Raw genomic sequence first — 19613 nt, forward strand, 5'->3', positions numbered from 1 at the left:
CGGGCAGGATCGTCGTCATGACGTATGCCGCAGCCGAGGGACGCTACGACTCGATGACCTACCGCCGGACCGGCCGCAGCGGCCTGGACCTCCCGGCGATCAGCCTGGGGCTGTGGCACAACTTCGGCGACGACGTGCCGCTGGACCGCCAGCGCGCCATCCTCCGCCGGGCCTTCGACCTGGGCATCACGCACTTCGACCTGGCCAACAACTACGGCCCGCCCTACGGCAGCGCGGAGACCAACTTCGGCCGCCACCTGCGCGACGACTTCCGCCCCTACCGCGACGAGCTGGTGCTCTCCACCAAGGCCGGCTGGGACATGTGGCCCGGCCCCTACGGCCAGGGCGGCGGCTCGCGGAAGTACGTGCTCGCCAGCCTCGACCAGTCGCTGCGGCGGATGGGCCTGGACTACGTCGACGTCTTCTACTCGCACCGGCCGGACCCGACGACGCCGCTCGAGGAGACGATGGGGGCGCTGGACACCGCCGTCCGGTCGGGGAGGGCGCTCTACGCCGGCATCTCCTCCTACTCGCCGGAGGACACCGCGAGGGCCGCCGCGATCCTCGCCGACCTCGGCACGCCGCTGCTGATCCACCAGCCCAGCTACTCGATGCTCAACCGCTGGATCGAGACCGAGGGCCTGCTCGACACCCTCGCCGACGTCGGCGCCGGCTGCATCGCGTTCTCGCCGCTGGCGCAGGGGATGCTCACCGACAAGTACCTCGGCGGCATCCCCGAGGGCTCGCGGGCCAGCCAGGGCAAGTCGCTGTCGCCGGACCTGCTCACCGACGAGGCGATCACGCACGTCCGCGCGCTGGGCGAGCTGGCGGCCGAACGCGGGCAGTCGCTGGCGCAGATGGCGCTGGCCTGGGCGCTGCGCGACCCGCGGGTGACCAGCGTGCTCATCGGCGCCAGCAGCGTCGCCCAGCTCGAGCAGAACGTCGGCGCGCTCGAGCGGCGGGACTTCAGCGACGAGGAGCTCGCCCGCATCGACCGGCACGCCGTCGACGCCGGCATCGACCTGTGGGAGGGCGCCCGCACCGCCTGAGTCCGTCGGTGGCCGGGCCTAGCCTCCGCGCATGGACCCCCGGGTGGTGGCGTGGCGGCGGACCGACGAGGACGCCGGGCACAGCCTGGCCCGCGTCGAGCGGCGGGACGGCGGCTGGCTGCTCCACGGCACCGAGGTCCTCGCGGGCCCGGGGACCGTCCTCGCCTGCACGTTCCGCGTGCGGCTCGACGAGACGTGGGCCACCCGCGCGGTCGAGGTCTCGTCGGTGTCCGCCGCCGGAGAGCGCCGGCTGGCCCTGTCGGCGGACGACCACCGCCGGTGGACCGTCGACGGCGAGCGCGCCCCGGAGCTCGACGGGTGTGTGGACGTCGACGTCGCCGCCACTCCGTTGACCAACACCTTCCCGATCCGGCGGCTGGCGGGCCTCGGCGTCGGCGAGGAGGCGACGACGCCGGTCGCCTGGGTCGACGTGCCGGCGCTCGGGGTGACGCGGGTCGACCAGACCTACCGCCGGCTGGGCCCGCTGCGGTGGCGGTACTCCGACGACGCGCACGGCGCCTTCGAGCTCACCGTCGACGGCGACGGCCTGGTCGTCGACTACACCGGCATGGCCACCCGCGTCGCCGGCTGACCGCGCTCAGGCGCCGGTCACGACGACGCGGTTGCCGTCGGGGTCGGTCAGCCGCAGCACGCGGCTGCCGCCACCGGGCTCGGGCCCGTCGTGCGCGACGCCCGCGGCGGCGAGGTCCTGCGCGGTCGCGTCGAGGTCGGCGGCGCCGATCACCACCGTCGAGCGGCCGCTGCGCCCCGGCTCGCGCCACACCTGCACGCCGGCGGAGTCGGTGAGGTGCCACTCGAGCAGGCCGTCCATCGGGCGGCTGTCGGGGGCGCGGCCGAACAGCGCGGCGAACCAGCGCTCGGCGCGGTCGAGGTCGGCGACGGTGGCCTGGGCGAGCACGCGGGTGGCGTACACGGGGACCTCCTCGGGGTCGGGTTCCCCAGGGGGACCCGCCGGTGGCCGCGGACTCATCGGTCCGGCGTCACCGGTCCCGGCCGCGCGCCTCCGCCGCCGCCAGGCCCGTGGCCAGGCGGCCGTCCGGGTCGAGCCGTTCCAGGAGCGCCCCGGCGACGTCGGCGAGCTGGCCGACCTGCTCCGGCGTCAGCGCGTCGATGACGTGCTCGCGCACCGTCGCCAGGTGCCCGGGCGCGGTCTCGCGGACCTTGGTCCAGCCGGCGTCGGTGAGCCGGGCGTTGGTGGCCCGCCCGTCGGAGGGGCACGGCGCCCGCTCGACCAGGCCGCGCTCCTCCAGCCGCCGCACGACGTGCGACAGGCGGGGGAGCGTGGCGTTGGTGCGGGTGGCCAGCTCGGTCATCCGCAGCGTGCGCTCCGGCGCCTCGGACAGCATCGCGAGCACGTGGTAGTCGAAGTGGGTCAGCCCGGCGTCGCGGCGGAGCTGGCCGTCCAGCACGCCGGGCAGCAGCTCGACGACGGCGACCAGGCGCAGCCAGGCCCGCATCTCGTCGTCGTCCAGCCACCGGGGTCCCACGACGACATCGTCCCACCCGGGTGCTTGTCGCTTCAACCAACGGGGACTAGGGTCATCGGTTGTAGGTACAAGTGACGTGGAGGCCGCAGTGACCCTCTCCCTCGACCCGGACCTGGTGTCCCCGGTCCCCTCGGCGACGGTGCGCACCCGGGTGACCGTGCCGCTGCGCTTCGCCGACGGGTACGCCACGACGGCCGAGGTGGTGACCTTCGACGGGCTGGCCGACGGCCGGGAGCACCTGCTGCTGGGTCTCGGCGACTGGCGCGGCGCGCTGACCCGCTCGGCTGCCGGCGGGCAGGCGCCGCTGGTGCGCCCGCACAGCGAGTGCCTCACCGGCGACGTCCTCGGCTCGCAGCGCTGCGACTGCGGGCCGCAGCTGCGCGAGGCCGCCGAGCGGATCGCGGACGAGGGCGGCTTCCTGCTGTACCTGCGCCAGGAGGGCCGCGGCATCGGCCTGTACGCCAAGCTCGACGCCTACGCGCTGCAGGACGCCGGCCTCGACACCTACGAGGCCAACCGGGCGCTGGGCCGCGGCGAGGACGAGCGCGACTACACGGCCGCCGCGCAGATGCTGCAGGCGCTGGGCGCCGACCGGGTCCGGCTGCTGTCGAACAACCCCGACAAGGCCGCGCAGCTCGAGCTGCGCGGCGTCGCGGTGACCGAGCGGGTGCCCACCGGCGTCCACCTGTCGGCGGCCAACGCCCGCTACCTCGCCGTCAAGCGCGACCACACCCAGCACACCCTGGACCTGCACCCCCTGGACCTGCACGCCCTCGACCTCCCGCTGGCGGGCTGACCCGTGCACCCCACCGCCGCCGCGGACGCGCTCGTCGACCCCCGGCACCCCTTCGCCGCGCACCTGCGGCACGTCGCCGGGCTGGGGGAGCACCGCCCCTGGACGCCGGACGACGGCCCGCTGCCGTCGCTCTACCTCAGCCACGGCGCGCCGCCGCTGTTCGAGGACGCCGCCTGGATGCGCGAGCTGGCCGCCTGGGCCCGGGCGCTGCCCCGGCCGCGGGCGGTGCTCATCGTCAGCGCGCACTGGGAGTCCGACTCCCTCGGCATCACCAGCACCGTGCCCACCGAGCTCGTCTACGACTTCGGCGGGTTCGACCCGATGTACTCGCGGATGCGCTACGACACCCCGGAGTCGACCGAGCTGGCGCGGCAGCTGCTCGCCGTCCTGCCGGAGACGGCGCACGTGTACGAGCACCGCGGCCGGGGCCTCGACCACGGCGCGTGGGTGCCGCTGAAGGTCATGTACCCGGAGGCCGACGTCCCGGTGCTGCAGCTGAGCCTGCCGACGCACGACACGGCGACGCTGCTGGCGCTGGGGGAGCGCCTGCGGCCGCTGCGCGAGCAGGGCGTGCTGGTGGTCGGGTCGGGGTTCATGACCCACGGCCTGCCGTACCTGACCCGCGAGATGCTCGGCGGCGCCGTCCCCGGCTGGTCGGCGGACTTCGACGCCTGGGCCGCCGACGCGCTCGACCGGGGCGACGTCGAGGAGCTCGCCCGCTTCCGGCTGCGGGCGCCCGGCCTGCGCTACGCCCACCCGACGGTCGAGCACTTCACGCCGCTGTTCGTCACCCTCGGCGCCGCGACCGACCCGACGGCCGGCGTCACCACCGCGATCGACGGCTTCTTCATCGGCCTCGCGAAGCGCTCGTTCCAGGTGGCGTAGCGCCCGGTCGTCGCCGAGTGGCCGGTCGCCGGGGTCGTCGGGCACCCGAGACCCCCGTCGCTGACCACTCGCGTCCCCGGTGTCGACCTGCTGCCGTCTCGGCGCCCCGGAGACGGCAGCAGGTCGACGACCGGCGGGGTCAGGCCCGCTGGGCGCCCAGCTCGGCGAAGGTGTCGGCCACCCAGTCGGCGATGAAGGTGCTCACGAACGGCAGGTGGTCCAGGCCGATGTGCTCGGTCGCGCCCTCCTCGGGCGTGAACACCCGCAGCTCCCGCTTGGGCGAGTTGACCGCCTGGTCGTGGGACCGGTGCGCCATCTCCAGCGGGATCTGCCGGTCGTTGGCCCCGTGCGCGACGAGGAACGGCACGCGGATCCGCTCGACGACGCCCTCGAGGGTGACCTGGTCGGCGAAGTCGAGGAACGCGTCGAGGTGGTCCTCGTCGCCGTCGACGCCCCACACCCACAGGACGTGCTCCCAGTAGTGCGGCACCGGCCGCTCGCCCTCGCGCTGACGGCGGCGCCGCTGCACCGCGCCCCAGTCGTGGTTGGCGCCCCACGCCACGCACAGGGCGAACCGCGGCTCGAACGCGGCGGCCCGCGGGGCGTAGTAGCCGCCCAGCGACCAGCCGACGATGCCGATGCGGGAGGCGTCGACGTCGGACCGCTGCTCCAGCCAGTCGACGGCGGCGCCGGCCCACGCCTCGGTGTCGACCCGCGCGGTGAGCCCCTGCAGGCGCAGCGCCTCGCCGGTGCCGGGCTGGTCGAGCATCAGGCAGGAGATGCCGCGCGCGGCCAGCTCCTCCCAGTGGTTCGAGGCGTACATGTGCTCCTTGGTGGAGTCCAGCCCGTTGACCAGCACCACCACCGGGACCGGGCCGTCGTCGGCGGCCGGCGCCTGGGAGAAGTAGGCCGGCAGCGTCGTCCCCTCGTAGGGGACCGCGACGCGGGAGACGCGCGGGCTGTGCGTGTCGAACGCCTTCTGCGCGATCTCCAGCATCCGCCGGTAGGTGGGCACCCGGTTCGGGTCGGAGTGGGCGAGCATCCGCTCGGCCTGCGCGAGGTAGTTGCTGGCGCGGAACCACAGCTGCCCGGCGGTGCGCACGTGCCCGGCCTTCTCGGCCGCCTCCGCCTGGCCGACGAGCTGGTCGGTCAGCGCGGTCCAGGCGCGCAGGAAGTCCGGCGTCCCGGCGTCCTCGCCGGCGTTCGCGGCGTCCTTGATCGGCCGGCAGGCGCGGTCGACCTCGTCGATGAGCCCGCCGGAGTTCAGCGTGGCGACGACGCCGAGGTTCCAGGTGTAGGGACCGGTGGGGAAGTACTCGAACACGGGGCGGTTCCTCTCAGGATGCGGCCGGCGCCGCGGCGGACACGGCGTCGCTGATCGACTTCACGCCGCCGTGGGCGGTCATCCCGCCGTCGACGGGGATCTCGGCGCCGGTGATGAACGAGGCGCCGTCGCCGAGCAGGAAGGCGACCAGCGGCGCCACCTCGTCGACGGTGCCGGTGCGGCCGAGCGGGGTCTCGGCGACGTTGGCGGCGCGGAACGCCGGCGCCGCCGAGGCGGTCATCGGCGTCTCGACGTAGCCGGGGTGGATCGTGTTGACCCGGATGCCGCGCGGGCCGAGCTCCAGGCAGGCCGCCTTGGCCAGCCCGCGCAGCCCCCACTTGGACGCGGTGTAGGCGACCGGGAAGTGCCCGGTCAGCGCGGCCACCGAGCCGACGACGACGACCGAGCCGCCGCCGGTCATCAGCGGGGTGAGCGCCTGGATGCCGAGCAGCGTCCCGGTGACGTTGACCTCGGACACCCGGGCGAGGTCGGCGGGGTCGAGGTCGGCCAGCCGCGCCCGCCAGGTGACCCCGGCGTTGGCGACCAGCCCGTGCACCCGGCCGTGCTCGGCGCGGAGGTCCCCGGCCAGCGCGGCCCAGCCGGCGGCGTCGGTGACGTCGAGCCGCCGGTAGGCCGCCCCGCCGAGGTCCTCGGCGGGGCCGTCCTGCACGTCGGTGGCGACGACGGTCGCGCCCTCGGCGGCCAGCAGCCGGGCCTCGGCCGCGCCCTGCCCCTGGGCCGCGCCGGTGACGACGACGACCCGGCCGGTCAGGCTCACGCCGGGCGCTTGCGGGTGCGCGGCCGCGGCCGGGCGGCCGGCACCGGCGGCAGGTCGACGCCCTCGACCACCCGGTTGCGGATGGTGCCGATGCCCTCGACGGTCATCTCCACGACGTCGCCGGGCCGCAGCGGCGGCGGAGCGGCCTCGCCGCGGCGGCCCCACAGCTCGGCCAGGCAGCCGCCGTTGCCGCAGGTCCCCGAGCCGAGCACGTCGCCGGCGCGGACCTCGGTGCCGCGGGAGGCGTAGGAGACGAGCTCCTCGAACGGCCAGCCCATGTTGGACAGCAGGTCCTGGCCGACCTCGGTGCCGTTCACCGACACCCGCATGTCCAGCGCGAGGAAGCCCTCGTCGTCCCGGAAGGGCTCCAGCTCGTCGGCGGTGACCAGCCACGGGCCGAGCGTGGTGGCGGAGTCCTTGCCCTTGGCCGGGCCGAGGTTGACCTTCATCTCGCGGGCCTGCAGGTCGCGCGCGGACCAGTCGTTGAGCACCGTGTAGCCGAAGACGTGCTCGCGGGCCTGCTCCGGCGTCAGCGAGGCGCCGTCCCGGCCGACGACGACCGCCACCTCCAGCTCGAAGTCGAACCGCTGCGAGCCCGGCGGCACCGCGACGTCGTCGTGCGCGCCGACCAGCGCGTACGGGTTGGTGAAGTAGAACGTCGGCGCCTGGTACCACTCGTCGACCACGCCGGCGACGCCGTCGATCGCCTTGCGCACGCCTTCGACGTGCTCCTCGAACGCGACGAAGTCGCGCACGGTCGGCGCCTCCAGCGGCGGCAGCAGGCGGACCGACCCCAGCGGCACGGCCGGGCCGCGCAGCGCCTCCTCGCCGGCCGACAGCGCGGCGGGCAGGCCGGCGCGGACCAGGTCGAGGACCGTCGTCCCCTCCGGCAGGGCGTGCAGGCCGGCCGTGCCGTCGGGGAGGTCGCTGACGACGCCGGCCCGCACCGCGCCCCCGGAGGACCAGGTGGCGAACCGCATCAGACCGGGGGAGCGACGAACAGACCCTTGTCGGGGTCGTTGAACGACTTCCTCGCGACGAACTCGTTCATCGCGTTCGCGGTGCCCCACTGGTCGCTGACCTCGGGGTTGCTGAAGTCGTAGACGTGCGGGTGCCAGGTGTCCTCGTCGAGGACCTCGAGCTCGGTCGTGTACTCGACGGTGTTGCCGTGCGGGTCGAGGAAGTAGGAGAAGGTGTTGTTCCCGGCCAGGTGGCGGCCCGGGCCCCAGATCTTCTCCACGCCCTGGCGCAGCAGCCGGCCGGTGCCGCGCATGTACTCGTCGAGGCCGCGCAGCTCGAACGAGGCGTGGTGCAGCGAGGCGTGCGGACCGCGGGCGATCGCCATCGAGTGGTGCCAGGCGTTGGTCCGCATGAACCACATCATGTTGCCCATCCGCGGGTGCATCAGGGTGTCCGACAGCGAGAACGCCAGGTGCTTCTCGTAGAAGGCCAGGGTGCCCTCGGGGTCGGCGGAGTTGACGACCACGTGGGACAGCCGCACCGGGATCGACTCGCCCTCCTCGACCGCGCGGTGCTGCCGCACGGCGACGTCGGCGCTGACCTCGATCGTGCGGCCCTCGTTGTCGAAGAACCGGAAGCCGTAGCCGCCGCCGGGGGTCTGCAGGTCGGTCGGCTCGTGCACCAGCTGGACGCCGTCGCGGGCCAGGTTCCCGGCCAGGGTGTCGACGTCGGCCCGGTCCTTGGCGCCGAAGCTGATCAGGTCGATCCGCTTGTCGGTGGCCTCGCGCAGCCGGACGACGTACTGCTCCGGGCTGCCCTCGGCGGCGAGGAAGGCCAGGCCCGAGTCGGAGTGCTCGGCCGTGAGGCCCCAGGTGCCGGAGAAGAAGTCGAGCTGCTTGGCGAAGTCGGGCACGGCCAGGTCGACGTGCCGCAGGTGGGTGATCAGGCGCTGGGTCATGGGGTCTCCCTGGGTTACGCGGGCTGGGCGACGAGCTGGGCGATCGAGCGCATGAGGCCCGGGATGTCGCCCTGCACGTGGTCGAGCTGCCACTGGGCGAGCTGGTTGGAGGCGTCGACGACGGTCTTCGCGCGGTCGAAGCGGCGGGCGGTGAAGGCGTCCCACAGGTCCTGGTCCAGCGCGGACCGGGTGAGCAGCAGGTCGGTGAGCGCGTAGGCGTCCTCGAGCGCCTGCGCGCCGCCCTGGGCGATGGTGGGCGGGCAGGTGTGCGCGGCGTCGCCGACCAGCACCACCCGGCCGCGGTTCCACGGGGCGGGCAGCACGTGGGTCTCGAACCAGGTGTAGTTCACCCGGGACGGGTCGGTGAGCGTCTCGCGGACGTCGTCCCACGGCCCGTGGTAGGCCGCGGCGAGCTCGCGCATGGTGGCCAGCTGCTCCTCGGGCGTGAGCGTCGAGCGGTCCTGCGCCGGCTCCACGATGTAGGCGTAGAGCGAGTCCTCCCCGGTCGGGCAGTAGCCGGCGATGAACGACGGCCCGCCGTAGTACAGGTCGGTGCGGGTCACGCTCGCCGGCCGCGGGCCGAACGCGCGCCAGATGCCCATGCCGACCGGCCTGGTCTCCAGCTCGATGCCGAGCGCCCGGCGGGTCCACGAGCGCAGGCCGTCCGCGCCGACGACGAGGTCGTACCGGCCGGTCGAGCCGTCGGCGAAGGCGACGTCGACGCCGGTCGCGTCCTGGCGCAGCTCGGTGTGCGTCGTCCCGAACCGGACCTTGACGCCGACCTCGGCGGCGCGGTCGGTGAGGATGCGCGCCAGCTCCGGGCGCGACATCCCCATGACGGCGGGCAGGTCCGGGCCGCCCGTCTTCGCGTCGGGGACCTCCGCGACGACGGTGCCGGCCGGGTCGGGCGCCCGGATGCCGGTGACGTCGAAGGCGTACCCGGCGGCGGACACCCGCTCCCACACGCCGAGGGTGCGCAGCTCGCGCAGCGCGTTGCCCTGCAGCGTGATGCCGGAACCGAGGGCGGTCACCTCCGGCTTGATCTCGACCAGCTCGACGGCGACGCCGGCCTCGGCCAGGCGGATGGCGGTGGCGGCGCCGGCGAGGCCGGCACCGACCACCAGGACGTTGCTGACGGCGGGCATCGGGGGCCTCCTACTTGACGGCGATCGGGTTGACGGGGGCGCCGACGGCGCCGGTCACGGGCAGGGGGGCGGCGGCGAGGAAGAACTCCCAGACGCCGTCGGCGGCGCAGTCGGCCGCGAGGGCGTCGAGGTCCCACAGCTCGCCGAGGAACAGCCCGGTGTTCGGGATGCACACCTGGTGCAGCGGCTGGAAGGCGACGTCGAACTCGTTGGGCCGCACCTCGAAGCCCCAGGTGTCGGTGGCGACGCCGGCGATCTCGGTGGCGTGCAGCCAGTCGGCGGTGGTGAAGCTCAGGCCGGGCGCGGGGCCGCCGGCGTAGTCGCCCCACCCCTGCCCGGCGGCGACCGAGCGGCGGGCCCGGGTGAGCTGGCCGGTGCGCACCAGCAGCAGGTCGCCGCGGCCGACCCGGGCGGACCCGCCCTGGGCGGCGATGGTGGCCTCGAGGTGGTCGGGGGTGATGGCGAAGCCGTCCGGCAGCTCGCCGTCGGTGCCGATCGCGCGGCCGACGTCCAGCAGCACGCCGCGGCCGGCGATGCGGTCGGCGACGGTCTCGATGCCGGTGACGGCGTCGCCGAGGCTGGTGACGACGTCGCCGGCGCGGCGGCCGTTCCAGGCGTTGCCGTGGTCGAAGATGTGGCCCAGGCCGTCCCACTGGGTGGAGGCCTGCAGCGGCATCGCGATCACGTCATCAGCGCCGCCGATGCCGTGCGGGAAGCCCTGCACGCCGCGCTCGGCGTCGGTGCCGGTGTCGAGCATCGTGTGCACCGGGTTGGTGCGCCGGCGCCAGCCCTTCTGCGGGCCGTCGGCGTCGAACCGCTGCGACAGCGAGAAGCTCACGCCCCGGCGCACGAGCGCGGCACCCTCGCGGCGCTTGTCCTCGGTGAGGAAGTTGAGCGTGCCGAGCACGTCGTCGGCGCCCCAGCGGCCCCAGTTGGAGCACCGCTCGGCAGCGGCCTTGATCGCCGTCTCGGGGTCGGTGCGGTCGAGCTCGGCGGGGTCCAGCCAGGTGCGGTCGGGCACGGTCGCGTCTCCTTCGTCGTGACGCGGACCACGGTCCGTCACCCCGGGTGGGGGAGGGAAGACGAGATGTCTGATGGGGGTCATAGACGGCGCCGATACCGTCGGTGTCGTGAACCTCGCGAGCCTGGACCTCAACCTGCTCGTGTCCCTCGACGCCCTGCTCCAGCAGCGCAGCGTCACCCGGGCCGCGGCGCAGATGGGGCTGTCCCAGCCGGCGCTGTCGGCGTCGCTGGCCCGGCTGCGCCGCCACTTCGGCGACGAGCTGCTCACCCGGGTCGGCAACGAGTACCGGCTCACCCCGCTGGCCGTGCAGCTGCGCGAGCTGGTGCGGGTGGCGCTCAGCGGCGTCGAGCGGGTGTTCACCGCCCAGCCCGGGTTCGACCCCGCGTCGTCGACCCGAGAGTTCTCCGTGCTGGTGAGCGACTACGTCGTCGTCGTCCTCGGCGACACCATCGCCGCGCTGCTCGCCGAGGAGGCGCCGCACACCCGGCTGCGGCTGACCCCGCACTCGCCGGCGATCGTGGAGACCGCGTCCTCGGCGCTGCTCACCACCGACCTCATGCTGCTGCCGCACGGGTTCGCCGCCGACCTGCCGCACCGCGACCTCTACCGCGACGAGTGGGTGTGCGTGGTCGCCGCCGACAACCCCGTGGCCGAGCGGGGGCTCACCGTCGAGGACCTCGAGGAGCTGCCGTGGGTGGCGACCTACCACGGGCAGACGGCGTCCACCCCCGCCGCGCGGCAGATGCGCCAGCTCGGCATCGAGCCGCGGGTGCAGGTGGTCAACGAGAGCTTCCTGACCGTCCCGGCGCTGGTGGCCGGCAGCGACCGGATCGCGCTGCTGCAGCGCCGGCTGGTCGACCTGCTGCCGCTCGGCTCGGGCATCCGGGCGCTGCCGCCGCCGTTCGAGGCCGGGCCGCTGGTCGAGGCGATGTGGTGGCACCCGGTGTACGACGACGACCCCGAGCACCGGTACCTGCGCGACGTCGTCTCCCGGGCGACGGAGCTCGCCGTCCCACCGGGCGGGCGGGAGGGCATCGACCTGGCTGATACGGCACCCCGGGAGAAGTGATCCCCGCTCCGGGCGGGCGGTGCCCCCACCCCGGCGGCCGCCCGCTCGGAGGGGCTGCCGGCGCTGCCCTGGGCCCGGCTGGCCGCGCCGGTCGGGGTCACCCTGCTCGGCGGGCTGGTGTTCCACGTCCTGGTCGTCGAGCTGTCGTTCGAGCTCGACGCGATCGGCGTGACCGCCACCGGCACCGGCACCATCGGCGCGGTCAGCGCGACCAGCTCGCTCGGCACCGCGGTGGCCGCGCGCACCGACCGGCCCGCCCCGGCACCCCTGGACCTCCGGGGTGCCGGGGCGGTGCACTGGGCGCCCCGCGCCCGAGGAGGTCCCCGTGGACGTCACCGTCGTCTCCGTGCCCGTCACCGACCAGGACGCCGCGCTGCGCTTCTGGACCGGCCAGGTCGGCCTGGCGGTGCTGCGCGACGCGGAGTTCGCACCCGGCATGCGCTGGGTGCAGGTGGGCACGCCGGGCTCGGGCACCTCGCTGACGCTGGTCACCTGGTTCGACCGGATGCCGCCGGGCTCGCTGCAGGGCCTGGTGTTCGAGGTCGACGACGTCGACGCCGAGTACGCGCGGATGGCCGGTGCGGGCGTCCCGTTCGAGGGGCCGCTGACGACCGAGGCGTGGGGCCGGCAGGCGGTGTTCGCGGACCCGGACGGCAACCGGTTCGTGCTGAGCAGCCGCGCCCGGGTGCCGGCCTGAGGCTCAGCGGCGGGTGCGCTCCCGCATGCCGAGGGCGGCGGTGACGAGCAGGAGCCCCAGGCCGACGAGGACCAGCCAGAACAGGCCCTCGACGACCCACCCGACGATCGTCACGACCAGCCAGACGACCAGCAGCAGACCGAGCAGACGCAGCAGCACGGGGACCTCCGGGGGACGGCTGCGGCCAGCCTAGGCCCGGACCGGGGCAGGATGGCCGGGGTGGACGACGACCCGTGGGACCTCCTGCTCGCCGGCCTGCCGCCCGCCACCGCCGACCTCGTCCGCGCCGCGGACGCCCTCGTCCGCGAGGCCGACCCCGGCGTCGTGCGGGTGGTGTGGCCGCGCCAGCGCACCGTCGGCTACGGCGTGGGCCCGCGGAAGAACTCCGAGCACTACGCCTACCTCGACGTCTACGACCGGCACCTCAACCTCGGCTTCAACCGCGGCGCGGCGCTGGCCGGCGCCGGCCTCGACGGCGGGCTGCTCGAGGGCACGGGGACGTCGTTCCGCAAGGTCGCCGTCCGGGACGCCGCCGTCCTCGCCGACCCGCGGCTGCCCGGCCTGCTGCGGGCCGCCCGCGACGAGCGGCTGGCCGCGCTCGGCCGGTGAGCGGTCCTACTCGCGCAGCAGGGTGACCTCCTCCAGGTCCATCTCGTGCTGCACGCGCCGGAACACCTCGTCGTCGATGCGCCGCGCGTCGCGGTACCGGACGAACACCTCGCGCTCGGCCTCGAGCATGGCCCGGCGCATCCGCCGGTAGACCGCGCTCGGCGTCTCGCCGCCGCCGGGGACGGGGCCGCCGAGCCGCTCCCACGCCGCGTTGGTGCGCGCCTCCATCCGCTGCCGCAGCTCGGCGACGGTGGCGGCGTGCAGCGGGTCGCCGTCGTCGAGGCTGTCGAGCCGGGCCACGGCGGCCCGGCCGGCGTCGTTCTGGGCCTGCGCCTCGGCGAGGGCGTCGGCGGCCTCGTCCGAGGCCTGCACGCCCAGCCGCCGGATCACCGCCGGCAGCGTCAGCCCGTGCAGCAGCAGGGTGCCCACGGTGACCACGAAGGTCAGGTAGACGATCTCGTCACGCCCGGGGAAGGGCGCGCCCGACAGGGTGGTCAGCGGGATCCCGGCCGCCGCGGCGAGCGAGACCACGCCGCGCATCCCGGCCCAGGAGATGACGGCGGGGTACGTCCACGGCGGCGGGGTCCAGTCCGGGCGGCGGCGGGCCAGCGGCCGCAGGTAGGTGGTGGGGAAGACGAACACGACCCGGGCGGCCAGCGCGACGAGCACGAGGAACAGGCCGACCGCCGTCAGCGTGCCCACCGACGGACCGACGCCGGTGACCACCGCCCGCAGCTGCAGGCCGATCAGCGCGAAGACCGTCGCCTCGAGGACGGTGTCGGCCGCCTGCCACACCGCGCGGTCCTGCAGCCGGGCGACCGGGTGCGCCGCGGGGGAGCGGTGCCCGAGGTAGAGGCCCGCGAGGACCACCGCGAGGACGCCCGAGGCGTGCACCTCCTCGGCGACGGTGAAGCCGATGAACGGGACGAGCAGGCCGAGCGCGCTCTCCAGCACGCCGTCGCGCAGCAGCCGGCGGATGCGGTGCACCAGCCAGCCCAGCGCCCAGCCGATCGCGGCGCCGCCGGCGGCGGCGAGGACGAACACGCCCACGCCCTCGGCGATGCCGTAGCCGGCGCCCGCGGCGACCGCGACGGCGACCCGGTACACGGTGAGCGCGGTGGCGTCGTTGACCAGGCTCTCGCCGCCCAGGATGGTCATGACCTTCCGCGGCAGTCCCAGCCGGCGGCCGACCGAGGTCGCCGCGACCGCGTCCGGCGGGGCGACGACGGCGCCGAGCACCAGCGCCGAGACCAGCGGCAGGCCCGGCACCAGCCACCACGCGGCCAGCCCCACGGCGACCGTGGTGAGCAGCACCGCCCCGACGGCGAGCATGCCGATCGCGCGGAGGTTGGCCCGCAGCCGCAGGTAGGAGCTGTCCAGCGCCGCGGAGTACAGCAGCGGCGGCAGGACCAGCGTGAGGATCAGGTGCGGGTCCAGCGCGTAGTCGGGCACGCCCGGCAGGAAGGACACCGCGAGCCCGACCAGCACCAGGAGCAGCGGCGGGGAGATCCCCAGCCGCCGGGCCAGCGCACTGACGGCGAAGGAGCCGGCCAGCAGGCCGACGAGGGGCAGTTCCATCACACCAGCGCCTGGTCGACGTAGCACCAGCGCCAGTCCTCGCCCGGCTCGACCGAGCGGACGATGGGGTGGCCGCTGGCGCCCGCGTGCGCGGTGGCGTGCCGGTTCGGGGAGGAGTCGCAGCAGCCCACGTGCCCGCAGGACAGGCACATCCGCAGGTGCACCCACCGGCTGCCGATGGCGAGGCAGTCGCCGCAGCCCTCGTCCGAGTCCGGCGAGACGTCGCGGATCTGGTCCAGGTGCCCGCACGTCGTCATCACGGTCCCCCTCTCGTCGCGGCTGTCGCCGGGAGTCGACCACCCGCGCGACGCGGGCGGCAACGTCCCCCGGCCGGTCCGCTCTTCCCGTGGCAGGGTCGGCGGCGACCGTGCGAGCCGGGAGGAGGCGCCGTGGACCTCGACGAGGTCGCCGAGGAGCTCTATGCGGTGCCGCCCGGGCAGTTCGTCGCCGCCCGCACCGAGGCCGCCTGCCGCGCCCGGGCCGCCGGGGACCGGGCGCTCGCGCGGGGGATCGGCACCCTCACCCGGCCCACGGCCGCGGCGTGGGCCTGCAACGTCCTGGTGCGCGAGCAGCCCGACGAGATCGCCGGCCTCGTGGAGCTCGGCGACCTGCTGCGCGAGGCGCAGCAGACCCTGGCCGGCGACGAGCTGCGGCAGCTGGGCACCCAGCGCTCCCGGCTGCTGGCCGCGCTCACCCGCCGGGCCCGGGCGGTGGCCGCGCGCCGCGGTACCCCGCTCAGCGACGCCGTCGCCGACCAGGTGGAGGAGACGCTGCGGGCCGCGCTGGCCGACCCGGACGCGGGGGAGGCGCTGTTGGGCGGCCGGCTCACCGCGCCGCTGTCCTCCCGCGGCCTCGGGCCCGGCTTCGGCACCCGCCCGGACCTGCGGGTGGTGCCCCCGCCGCGGACCGGGCGCACCGCGCCGGCACCGGAGCGGCACGCCCGGGCGGACGCCGCCCGGCGCGCGGCGGAGGAGCGGCGGCGGGCCGCGCAGGAGCGGCGCGAGCGCGAGCTGGCCGCGGCCCGCGAGGAGGCGGGGACCGCGGAGCGGGAGGCCGCGGAGGCGGAGGAGGCCGCCCGGGCCGCGCACGAGCGGGCCGGGCGGGCCGCCCGCCGGCAGGAGGAGCTCACCGCCCGCGTCGGGGAGCTGGAGGCCGAGCTCGAGCGGGTGCGTGCCGACGCGGAGGCGGCCGGGGCCGAGGCCGCCAGGACCGGCCGGCGGGCGGCGGCGGCCGACCGGGCGGCGCGGCGGGCGGCCGCCGACCGCGACCGCGCCGCCGACCGCGTCACGGAGCTGGAACAGGCGCCGCTGGAGGCCTGACCCGTCAGCCCGTCGTCTTCTGCCCGGCGAGGGACTCGCGCAGGACGTCGGCGTGCCCCGCGTGCTGCGCGGTCTCGGCGATCACGTGCGGGAACACCCGCCGCGCCGACTGCACCGCGCCCGGCGCGAACCACGGCGCCTTCGCCCACCGGCCGATCCGGCGGCGCACCTCGTCGGCCGGGGCGGCGACGTCGGCCCGTGCCCGGGGAGCGCCCGGGCGGCTGCCGGGTGCGCGTCGACGGCGACGACCTCGACTGGGCGGCGTGCGCGCTGGTCGTCACGGGTGCGCCGTCCACCGTCCTGGGCCCGCCGGAGTTCGCCGCGCACCTGCGGGAGGTGGCCGCTCGCCGCACCGCCGCCGCGCGGGCCCCTGACGCCGCCCCCAGCATGGGGGCATGACGGAGTCAGCGAACCGCGTCGCGGTCGTCACCGGGTCGGAGTCGGGCATCGGGCGGGCGGTCGCGGTCGCGCTCGCCGAGCAGGGCTGCGACGTCGGCATCACCTGGTACCGCGACGAGGCGCACGCGCAGGGCACCGCCGACGAGGTGCGGGCCCGCGGGCGCCGGGCCGAGGTGCGCCACGTCGACCTCACGAAGCTGCCGGGCGCCGCCGCCGTCGTCGACGACCTGGCCGACGCCCTCGGCGGCGTCGACGTCCTGGTCAACGACGCCGGCACCGGCCACTCCACGCTGGTCCTGGACACCGACTACGAGACCTGGCGCGAGGTGCTGGCCACCGACCTCGACGCGGCGTTCCTCTGCCTGCAGCGCGCGGCCCGCCGCATGGTGGCCGCCGGGCGGGGCGGGCGGATCGTGAACGTGACGAGCGTGCACGAGCACCAGCCGCGGGTCGGCGCGGCCGCCTACTGCGCGGCCAAGGGCGGGCTCGGCCTGCTCACCCGGGTCGCGGCGATCGAGCTGGCCGAGCACGGCATCACCGTCAACGCCGTCGCGCCGGGGGAGATCGCCACCCCGATGACCGGCCAGGAGGACGAGGACCCGACCGCGCCCGGCCACGAGCGCCCCGGCGTCCCGGTCGGCCGGCCCGGGGACGCGCACGAGGTGGCCGCCGTCGTCGCCTTCCTCGCCTCGCCCCAGGCGTCCTACGTGACCGGCTCCTCGTACGCCGTCGACGGCGGCATGCTGCAGATGGGCCCGATGGCGGGCTCTCACCTGACCGGCGACGACTGGCGCCGCCCCTGACGAGTCACCGGTGTCAGGGCTCGGGGTCGTCAGAGTCCGCAGCGAGGGTCTGCGGCTCCGTCTCGGCCTCGCCGGAGGCCCCGGCCGGGGCAACTGCGGCGAGGAGGTCCGCGATCGTCGTCACCTGGTCGACGAGCGATCTGATGGTCTCATCCTCACTCGCCGAGGCAGGCAGGACGAGTGGGACGGCGAGGGAGCGATCCCTCTCGAACAGCCCGACGCCGCCTGCTGCCGCGAAGGGGGCGAGTGCCTGCTGCAGCAGGCGCCGGCTCCACAGTGGTGTGGGAAAGACCTCGGCCCAGAGCGGCGAGACGCCGTGATCCGCCCAGGTCTCGCTCCAGTAGCCGAACCAGAGCCGCTTTCCGGTCGATCGCGTGGCGACTCCCCAGCCGCTGAAGCCGTGGCGGTGTGACTCCCTCCGGCTGGCGTCCTGGAGGACGCCGAGTTCGAGAAGGTGACGGCAGCTCGCGTCGACGAGTCGTCTGAGCTGGTGCACCTGACGACCGACCTGCTGGTTGAGGTCCTCCGGGCGGACCGGCTCGTAGGCGCGGTCGTCCATCGCCTCGGTGAGGGCGAGCAGCTGTCTGACGTCCTGCCCGAGTCGCCGTTCGCCGGCCTGCTCGACAGCGTCCAGGACGCCGGTGACCAACCTCCGCCAGGAAGTCAGCGCGAGTCGGTGACCACGACCTGTCTCCAGGGATGCACGCGTCGGTGCGGCGGTCGAGGGCGCCGGGGCCGGACCAGCGCCGGGTAGGGCAGCCACGAGTTCCGACCAGAGGCTGGCCTGACGCCTCTCCGGCGCCACGACGAGCAACATCCCCGTCTCCTCGAGTGGCAGGCGACGCAGGTAGCCGCCCGGTTGGTGCTCGGTCAACGCGGCAGCGAACTTGGCCTCGATCAGCAGGCGCTCGCGACCCTGCTCGTCAGTTCCGACGACGTCCGGACGGCCGGTCTCGCTGTCGCTGACCTGGCCGGAGAAGTCGAGGTCCGCGGGCAGTTCGGCGCCCAGACTCCGAGCCGAGTCGATGACCGCGGCGCGGGCGGCGGGCGAGCGACGTAGCACCCAGGTCAGTGTCTCGGTGGCGATGACTTCCTCGCTGCGGGCGAAGCGGCGGGCCAGATGCGCGAGGACATGCTGCTCGGTCACCGTTCGTGGATACCCGGTCACCACACGGCAGCCCAGCGCAACCCGCCGGGCGGTCACGGCGAGCCGCCGTCCCTAGGCGGCCAGCAGCTCCAGCAGCCGGGCGCGGTCGGGGCCGGGGAACGGCCGCGGCGGGTCGGGCACCGCCGCGGCCACCCGCTCGCGGACCAGCGGCACGGCCAGCAGGTCGGCCAGCGGCGCCATGCACAGCCGGTACTCGAGCATGGCCCGGAACACGTCGGCGTCCTGCATCGCGACCCCGAGGAAGGCCGCGAGCTCCGGGTACAGCGGCGGCTCGGGCGCCCCGCGCCGGGCGGCGTCCATCTGGGCCAGCCGGGAGCGGTCCTCGGCCAGCTGGTCGGTGACGAACGGCCCGACCCGCCGCTCGGTCGCCGCGTCGAAGGCCGCGGCCAGGTCGGCGGGCCGGTCCAGGTCGCGGGCGACCGCGGCGCGCAGCAGCGCGGCGTGCGCGATGCCGACCGACAGGCCGCGGCCGGCCGACGGGTTGGTGCACGCCCACGCGTCCCCGACGGCGGCGAACCCGGTCACCACCGGCCGGCCGTCGACGGTGAAGCGGCGGCTGCGGTCCAGGCCCCCGGCCATCGCCGTGACCCCGCCCAGCGGCCGCCCGTCCAGCCAGTGCGCCTGCAGCGGGCAGGCCGCGACCACCCGGTCGAACACGGCGGGGTCGCGCAGCTCCCGCAGCGGCCGGTCACCGGTCAGCCCGAACACGGTCACCGACCAGGTGTCGTTGTCGCTCTCCACCGTGAGCACCGAGACGCTGCCCAGCGGCATGAGCCCGGGAGCGCGGCGCACCGGCCGGTCGGGGCCGGTGAAGTAGCGCGTGTAGTAGACGAACCCCGAGGCCTGCGCCCGCTGCTCCGGCGGCCGGGCGCCGAGGTCGGCCAGCCACTGCGCCGAGCGGGTGCGCCGGCCGGTGGCGTCGACCACGAGGTCCGCCCGCAGCTCCTCGCCCGCCGCCGTCCGCACCCCCGCCACGTGCGGGACGCCGCCGGCCGCGGGCGTCCCCGGCAGCAGAGCGGCCACCTGCACGCCGCGGCGCACCGTGACCCGCGGGGCCTCCTCGGCGGCGGCCGCCACCGTGGACTCCACCACCGGCCGGCGCCCGGTGACGAAGCGCAGCCGCTCGTCGGCGACCCGGGGCGCGCGGTCGGGGATCGACCGCGGCAGCATCGTGGTGTAGTCGATCCACACGCACCCGTCGGCGACCAGCCGGTCGGTGAGGCCGGGGAGCTCGTCGTCGGCGACCGCGCGGAACCGGGCGAAGAGGTTGTGCGGCTGCCGGAACTGCGCGACCCCGGTGCGCCGCCAGGACTCCCACGCCTCGGCGGGCGTGGTCGGGGCGCCGTCGGGGTCGGACTCGAGGACGGTGACGTCGTGACCGTCGGCCGCGAGCATCATCGCGGCGCACAGCCCCACCACGCCGCCGCCGCACACCACCACCGAGGCCATGGCCGCCCCCTCGCGCCCGGGACGGCGCGCGCGACCGGTCGCCGGGCGGGCCCAGGGTGGCACCGGCGGCGCCGCCCGGGCGGTGCCGCGGTCGG

Annotated in this window: 23 protein-coding genes and 1 pseudogene; 10 read left to right on the top strand and 14 right to left on the bottom strand. The window is 75.7% G+C overall.

All coding sequences use genetic code 11. The features are described from left to right. Positions 1–17 precede the first annotated feature (17 nt). Positions 18–1049: an L-glyceraldehyde 3-phosphate reductase gene (gene mgrA, locus ACI8AB_RS06265; protein ID WP_456949386.1), complete on the top strand. Its 1032-nt coding sequence runs from the start codon at positions 18–20 to the stop codon at positions 1047–1049. A 31-nt stretch (positions 1050–1080) separates the two neighbouring features. After that, entirely contained in the window at positions 1081–1641 is a 561-nt protein-coding gene (locus ACI8AB_RS06270) for a putative glycolipid-binding domain-containing protein (RefSeq protein WP_456949387.1), read from the top strand. A 6-nt stretch (positions 1642–1647) separates the two neighbouring features. Here ACI8AB_RS06270 and ACI8AB_RS06275 read toward each other — a convergent pair whose 3' ends face one another. Then, a complete protein-coding gene (locus tag ACI8AB_RS06275) occupies positions 1648–1983 on the bottom strand; it encodes a VOC family protein (RefSeq protein WP_456949388.1) in 336 nt (111 codons plus the stop codon). Positions 1984–2050: 67 nt separating this feature from the next. Further along, positions 2051–2557, bottom strand: a complete 507-nt coding sequence (locus tag ACI8AB_RS06280; protein WP_387992716.1) for a MarR family winged helix-turn-helix transcriptional regulator — start codon at positions 2555–2557, stop codon at positions 2051–2053. Positions 2558–2645: 88 nt separating this feature from the next. On the opposite strand from ACI8AB_RS06280, the gene ACI8AB_RS06285 reads away from it, so the two are divergent. Then, the gene (locus ACI8AB_RS06285; RefSeq protein ID WP_456949389.1) at positions 2646–3353 is read left to right on the top strand and encodes a GTP cyclohydrolase II; all 708 of its coding nucleotides are present in this window, start codon (positions 2646–2648) and stop codon (positions 3351–3353) included. Between the two features lie 3 nt (positions 3354–3356). Continuing rightward, positions 3357–4238, top strand: coding sequence for a dioxygenase family protein (locus ACI8AB_RS06290; RefSeq protein ID WP_456949390.1), 882 nt, complete (start codon positions 3357–3359; stop codon positions 4236–4238). Positions 4239–4377: 139 nt separating this feature from the next. Here ACI8AB_RS06290 and ACI8AB_RS06295 read toward each other — a convergent pair whose 3' ends face one another. Genes ACI8AB_RS06295 through ACI8AB_RS06320 form a run of 6 tightly spaced genes read right to left on the bottom strand, consistent with a single transcriptional unit; the run spans position 4378 to position 10424 of the window. Then, positions 4378–5562, bottom strand: coding sequence for an alpha/beta hydrolase family protein (locus ACI8AB_RS06295; protein ID WP_456949391.1), 1185 nt, complete (start codon positions 5560–5562; stop codon positions 4378–4380). Between the two features lie 13 nt (positions 5563–5575). Next, positions 5576–6340, bottom strand: a complete 765-nt coding sequence (locus tag ACI8AB_RS06300) for an SDR family NAD(P)-dependent oxidoreductase (protein ID WP_456949392.1) — start codon at positions 6338–6340, stop codon at positions 5576–5578. After that, positions 6337–7320 (bottom strand): fumarylacetoacetate hydrolase family protein, encoded by a 984-nt coding sequence (locus ACI8AB_RS06305; RefSeq protein ID WP_456949393.1) that lies wholly within the window; start codon positions 7318–7320, stop codon positions 6337–6339. Before ACI8AB_RS06305 ends, ACI8AB_RS06300 begins: the two co-directional genes overlap by 4 nt. Further along, complete coding sequence (locus tag ACI8AB_RS06310; RefSeq protein ID WP_456949394.1) at positions 7320–8258, bottom strand: VOC family protein; 939 nt, start codon at positions 8256–8258, stop codon at positions 7320–7322. Before ACI8AB_RS06310 ends, ACI8AB_RS06305 begins: the two co-directional genes overlap by 1 nt. A 14-nt stretch (positions 8259–8272) precedes the next feature. Beyond that, positions 8273–9403, bottom strand: coding sequence for an FAD-dependent oxidoreductase (locus ACI8AB_RS06315; RefSeq protein WP_456949395.1), 1131 nt, complete (start codon positions 9401–9403; stop codon positions 8273–8275). A gap of 10 nt (positions 9404–9413) precedes the next feature. Then, positions 9414–10424: a cyclase family protein gene (locus tag ACI8AB_RS06320; RefSeq protein WP_456949396.1), complete on the bottom strand. Its 1011-nt coding sequence runs from the start codon at positions 10422–10424 to the stop codon at positions 9414–9416. Positions 10425–10533: 109 nt separating this feature from the next. Here ACI8AB_RS06320 and ACI8AB_RS06325 point away from each other — a divergent pair, with 109 nt between their 5' ends. Next, the gene (locus ACI8AB_RS06325) at positions 10534–11496 is read left to right on the top strand and encodes a LysR family transcriptional regulator (RefSeq protein WP_387992743.1); all 963 of its coding nucleotides are present in this window, start codon (positions 10534–10536) and stop codon (positions 11494–11496) included. A gap of 325 nt (positions 11497–11821) precedes the next feature. Beyond that, positions 11822–12193, top strand: a complete 372-nt coding sequence (locus ACI8AB_RS06330) for a VOC family protein (protein ID WP_456949397.1) — start codon at positions 11822–11824, stop codon at positions 12191–12193. Positions 12194–12196: 3 nt separating this feature from the next. Here ACI8AB_RS06330 and ACI8AB_RS06335 read toward each other — a convergent pair whose 3' ends face one another. Further along, entirely contained in the window at positions 12197–12352 is a 156-nt protein-coding gene (locus tag ACI8AB_RS06335) for a hypothetical protein (RefSeq protein WP_456949398.1), read from the bottom strand. A gap of 60 nt (positions 12353–12412) precedes the next feature. Between ACI8AB_RS06335 and ACI8AB_RS06340 the strand changes: the two genes are divergently transcribed. Beyond that, the gene (locus ACI8AB_RS06340) at positions 12413–12802 is read left to right on the top strand and encodes a hypothetical protein (RefSeq protein ID WP_456949399.1); all 390 of its coding nucleotides are present in this window, start codon (positions 12413–12415) and stop codon (positions 12800–12802) included. 6 nt (positions 12803–12808) lie between these two features. On the opposite strand, the gene ACI8AB_RS06345 is transcribed toward ACI8AB_RS06340, so the two are convergent. Further along, the gene (locus tag ACI8AB_RS06345) at positions 12809–14380 is read right to left on the bottom strand and encodes a Na+/H+ antiporter (RefSeq protein ID WP_456949400.1); all 1572 of its coding nucleotides are present in this window, start codon (positions 14378–14380) and stop codon (positions 12809–12811) included. Then, positions 14380–14637 (bottom strand): ubiquitin carboxyl-terminal hydrolase 14, encoded by a 258-nt coding sequence (locus ACI8AB_RS06350; protein WP_456949401.1) that lies wholly within the window; start codon positions 14635–14637, stop codon positions 14380–14382. The genes ACI8AB_RS06345 and ACI8AB_RS06350 overlap by 1 nt, the downstream gene beginning before the upstream one ends. A 132-nt stretch (positions 14638–14769) precedes the next feature. Between ACI8AB_RS06350 and ACI8AB_RS06355 the strand changes: the two genes are divergently transcribed. Further along, complete coding sequence (locus ACI8AB_RS06355; RefSeq protein ID WP_456949402.1) at positions 14770–15699, top strand: hypothetical protein; 930 nt, start codon at positions 14770–14772, stop codon at positions 15697–15699. A 4-nt stretch (positions 15700–15703) separates the two neighbouring features. Here ACI8AB_RS06355 and ACI8AB_RS06360 read toward each other — a convergent pair. Beyond that, positions 15704–15880: pseudogene (locus ACI8AB_RS06360) on the bottom strand (mycothiol transferase); the annotation flags it as partial. A 17-nt stretch (positions 15881–15897) separates the two neighbouring features. Here ACI8AB_RS06360 and ACI8AB_RS06365 point away from each other — a divergent pair. After that, positions 15898–16098, top strand: a complete 201-nt coding sequence (locus ACI8AB_RS06365; RefSeq protein WP_456949403.1) for a WCX domain-containing protein — start codon at positions 15898–15900, stop codon at positions 16096–16098. Further along, the gene (locus tag ACI8AB_RS06370; protein ID WP_456949404.1) at positions 16095–16901 is read left to right on the top strand and encodes an SDR family oxidoreductase; all 807 of its coding nucleotides are present in this window, start codon (positions 16095–16097) and stop codon (positions 16899–16901) included. Before ACI8AB_RS06365 ends, ACI8AB_RS06370 begins: the two co-directional genes overlap by 4 nt. A 13-nt stretch (positions 16902–16914) precedes the next feature. Here the strand turns inward: ACI8AB_RS06370 and ACI8AB_RS06375 are convergent, their stop codons facing one another. Together ACI8AB_RS06375 and ACI8AB_RS06380 are read right to left on the bottom strand one after the other, a co-directional pair. Then, the gene (locus tag ACI8AB_RS06375) at positions 16915–18048 is read right to left on the bottom strand and encodes a hypothetical protein (protein WP_456949405.1); all 1134 of its coding nucleotides are present in this window, start codon (positions 18046–18048) and stop codon (positions 16915–16917) included. A gap of 72 nt (positions 18049–18120) precedes the next feature. Continuing rightward, the gene (locus ACI8AB_RS06380; RefSeq protein ID WP_456949406.1) at positions 18121–19518 is read right to left on the bottom strand and encodes an NAD(P)/FAD-dependent oxidoreductase; all 1398 of its coding nucleotides are present in this window, start codon (positions 19516–19518) and stop codon (positions 18121–18123) included. Positions 19519–19613 lie beyond the last annotated feature (95 nt).

The organism is Geodermatophilus sp. SYSU D00698 (assembly GCF_054050335.1).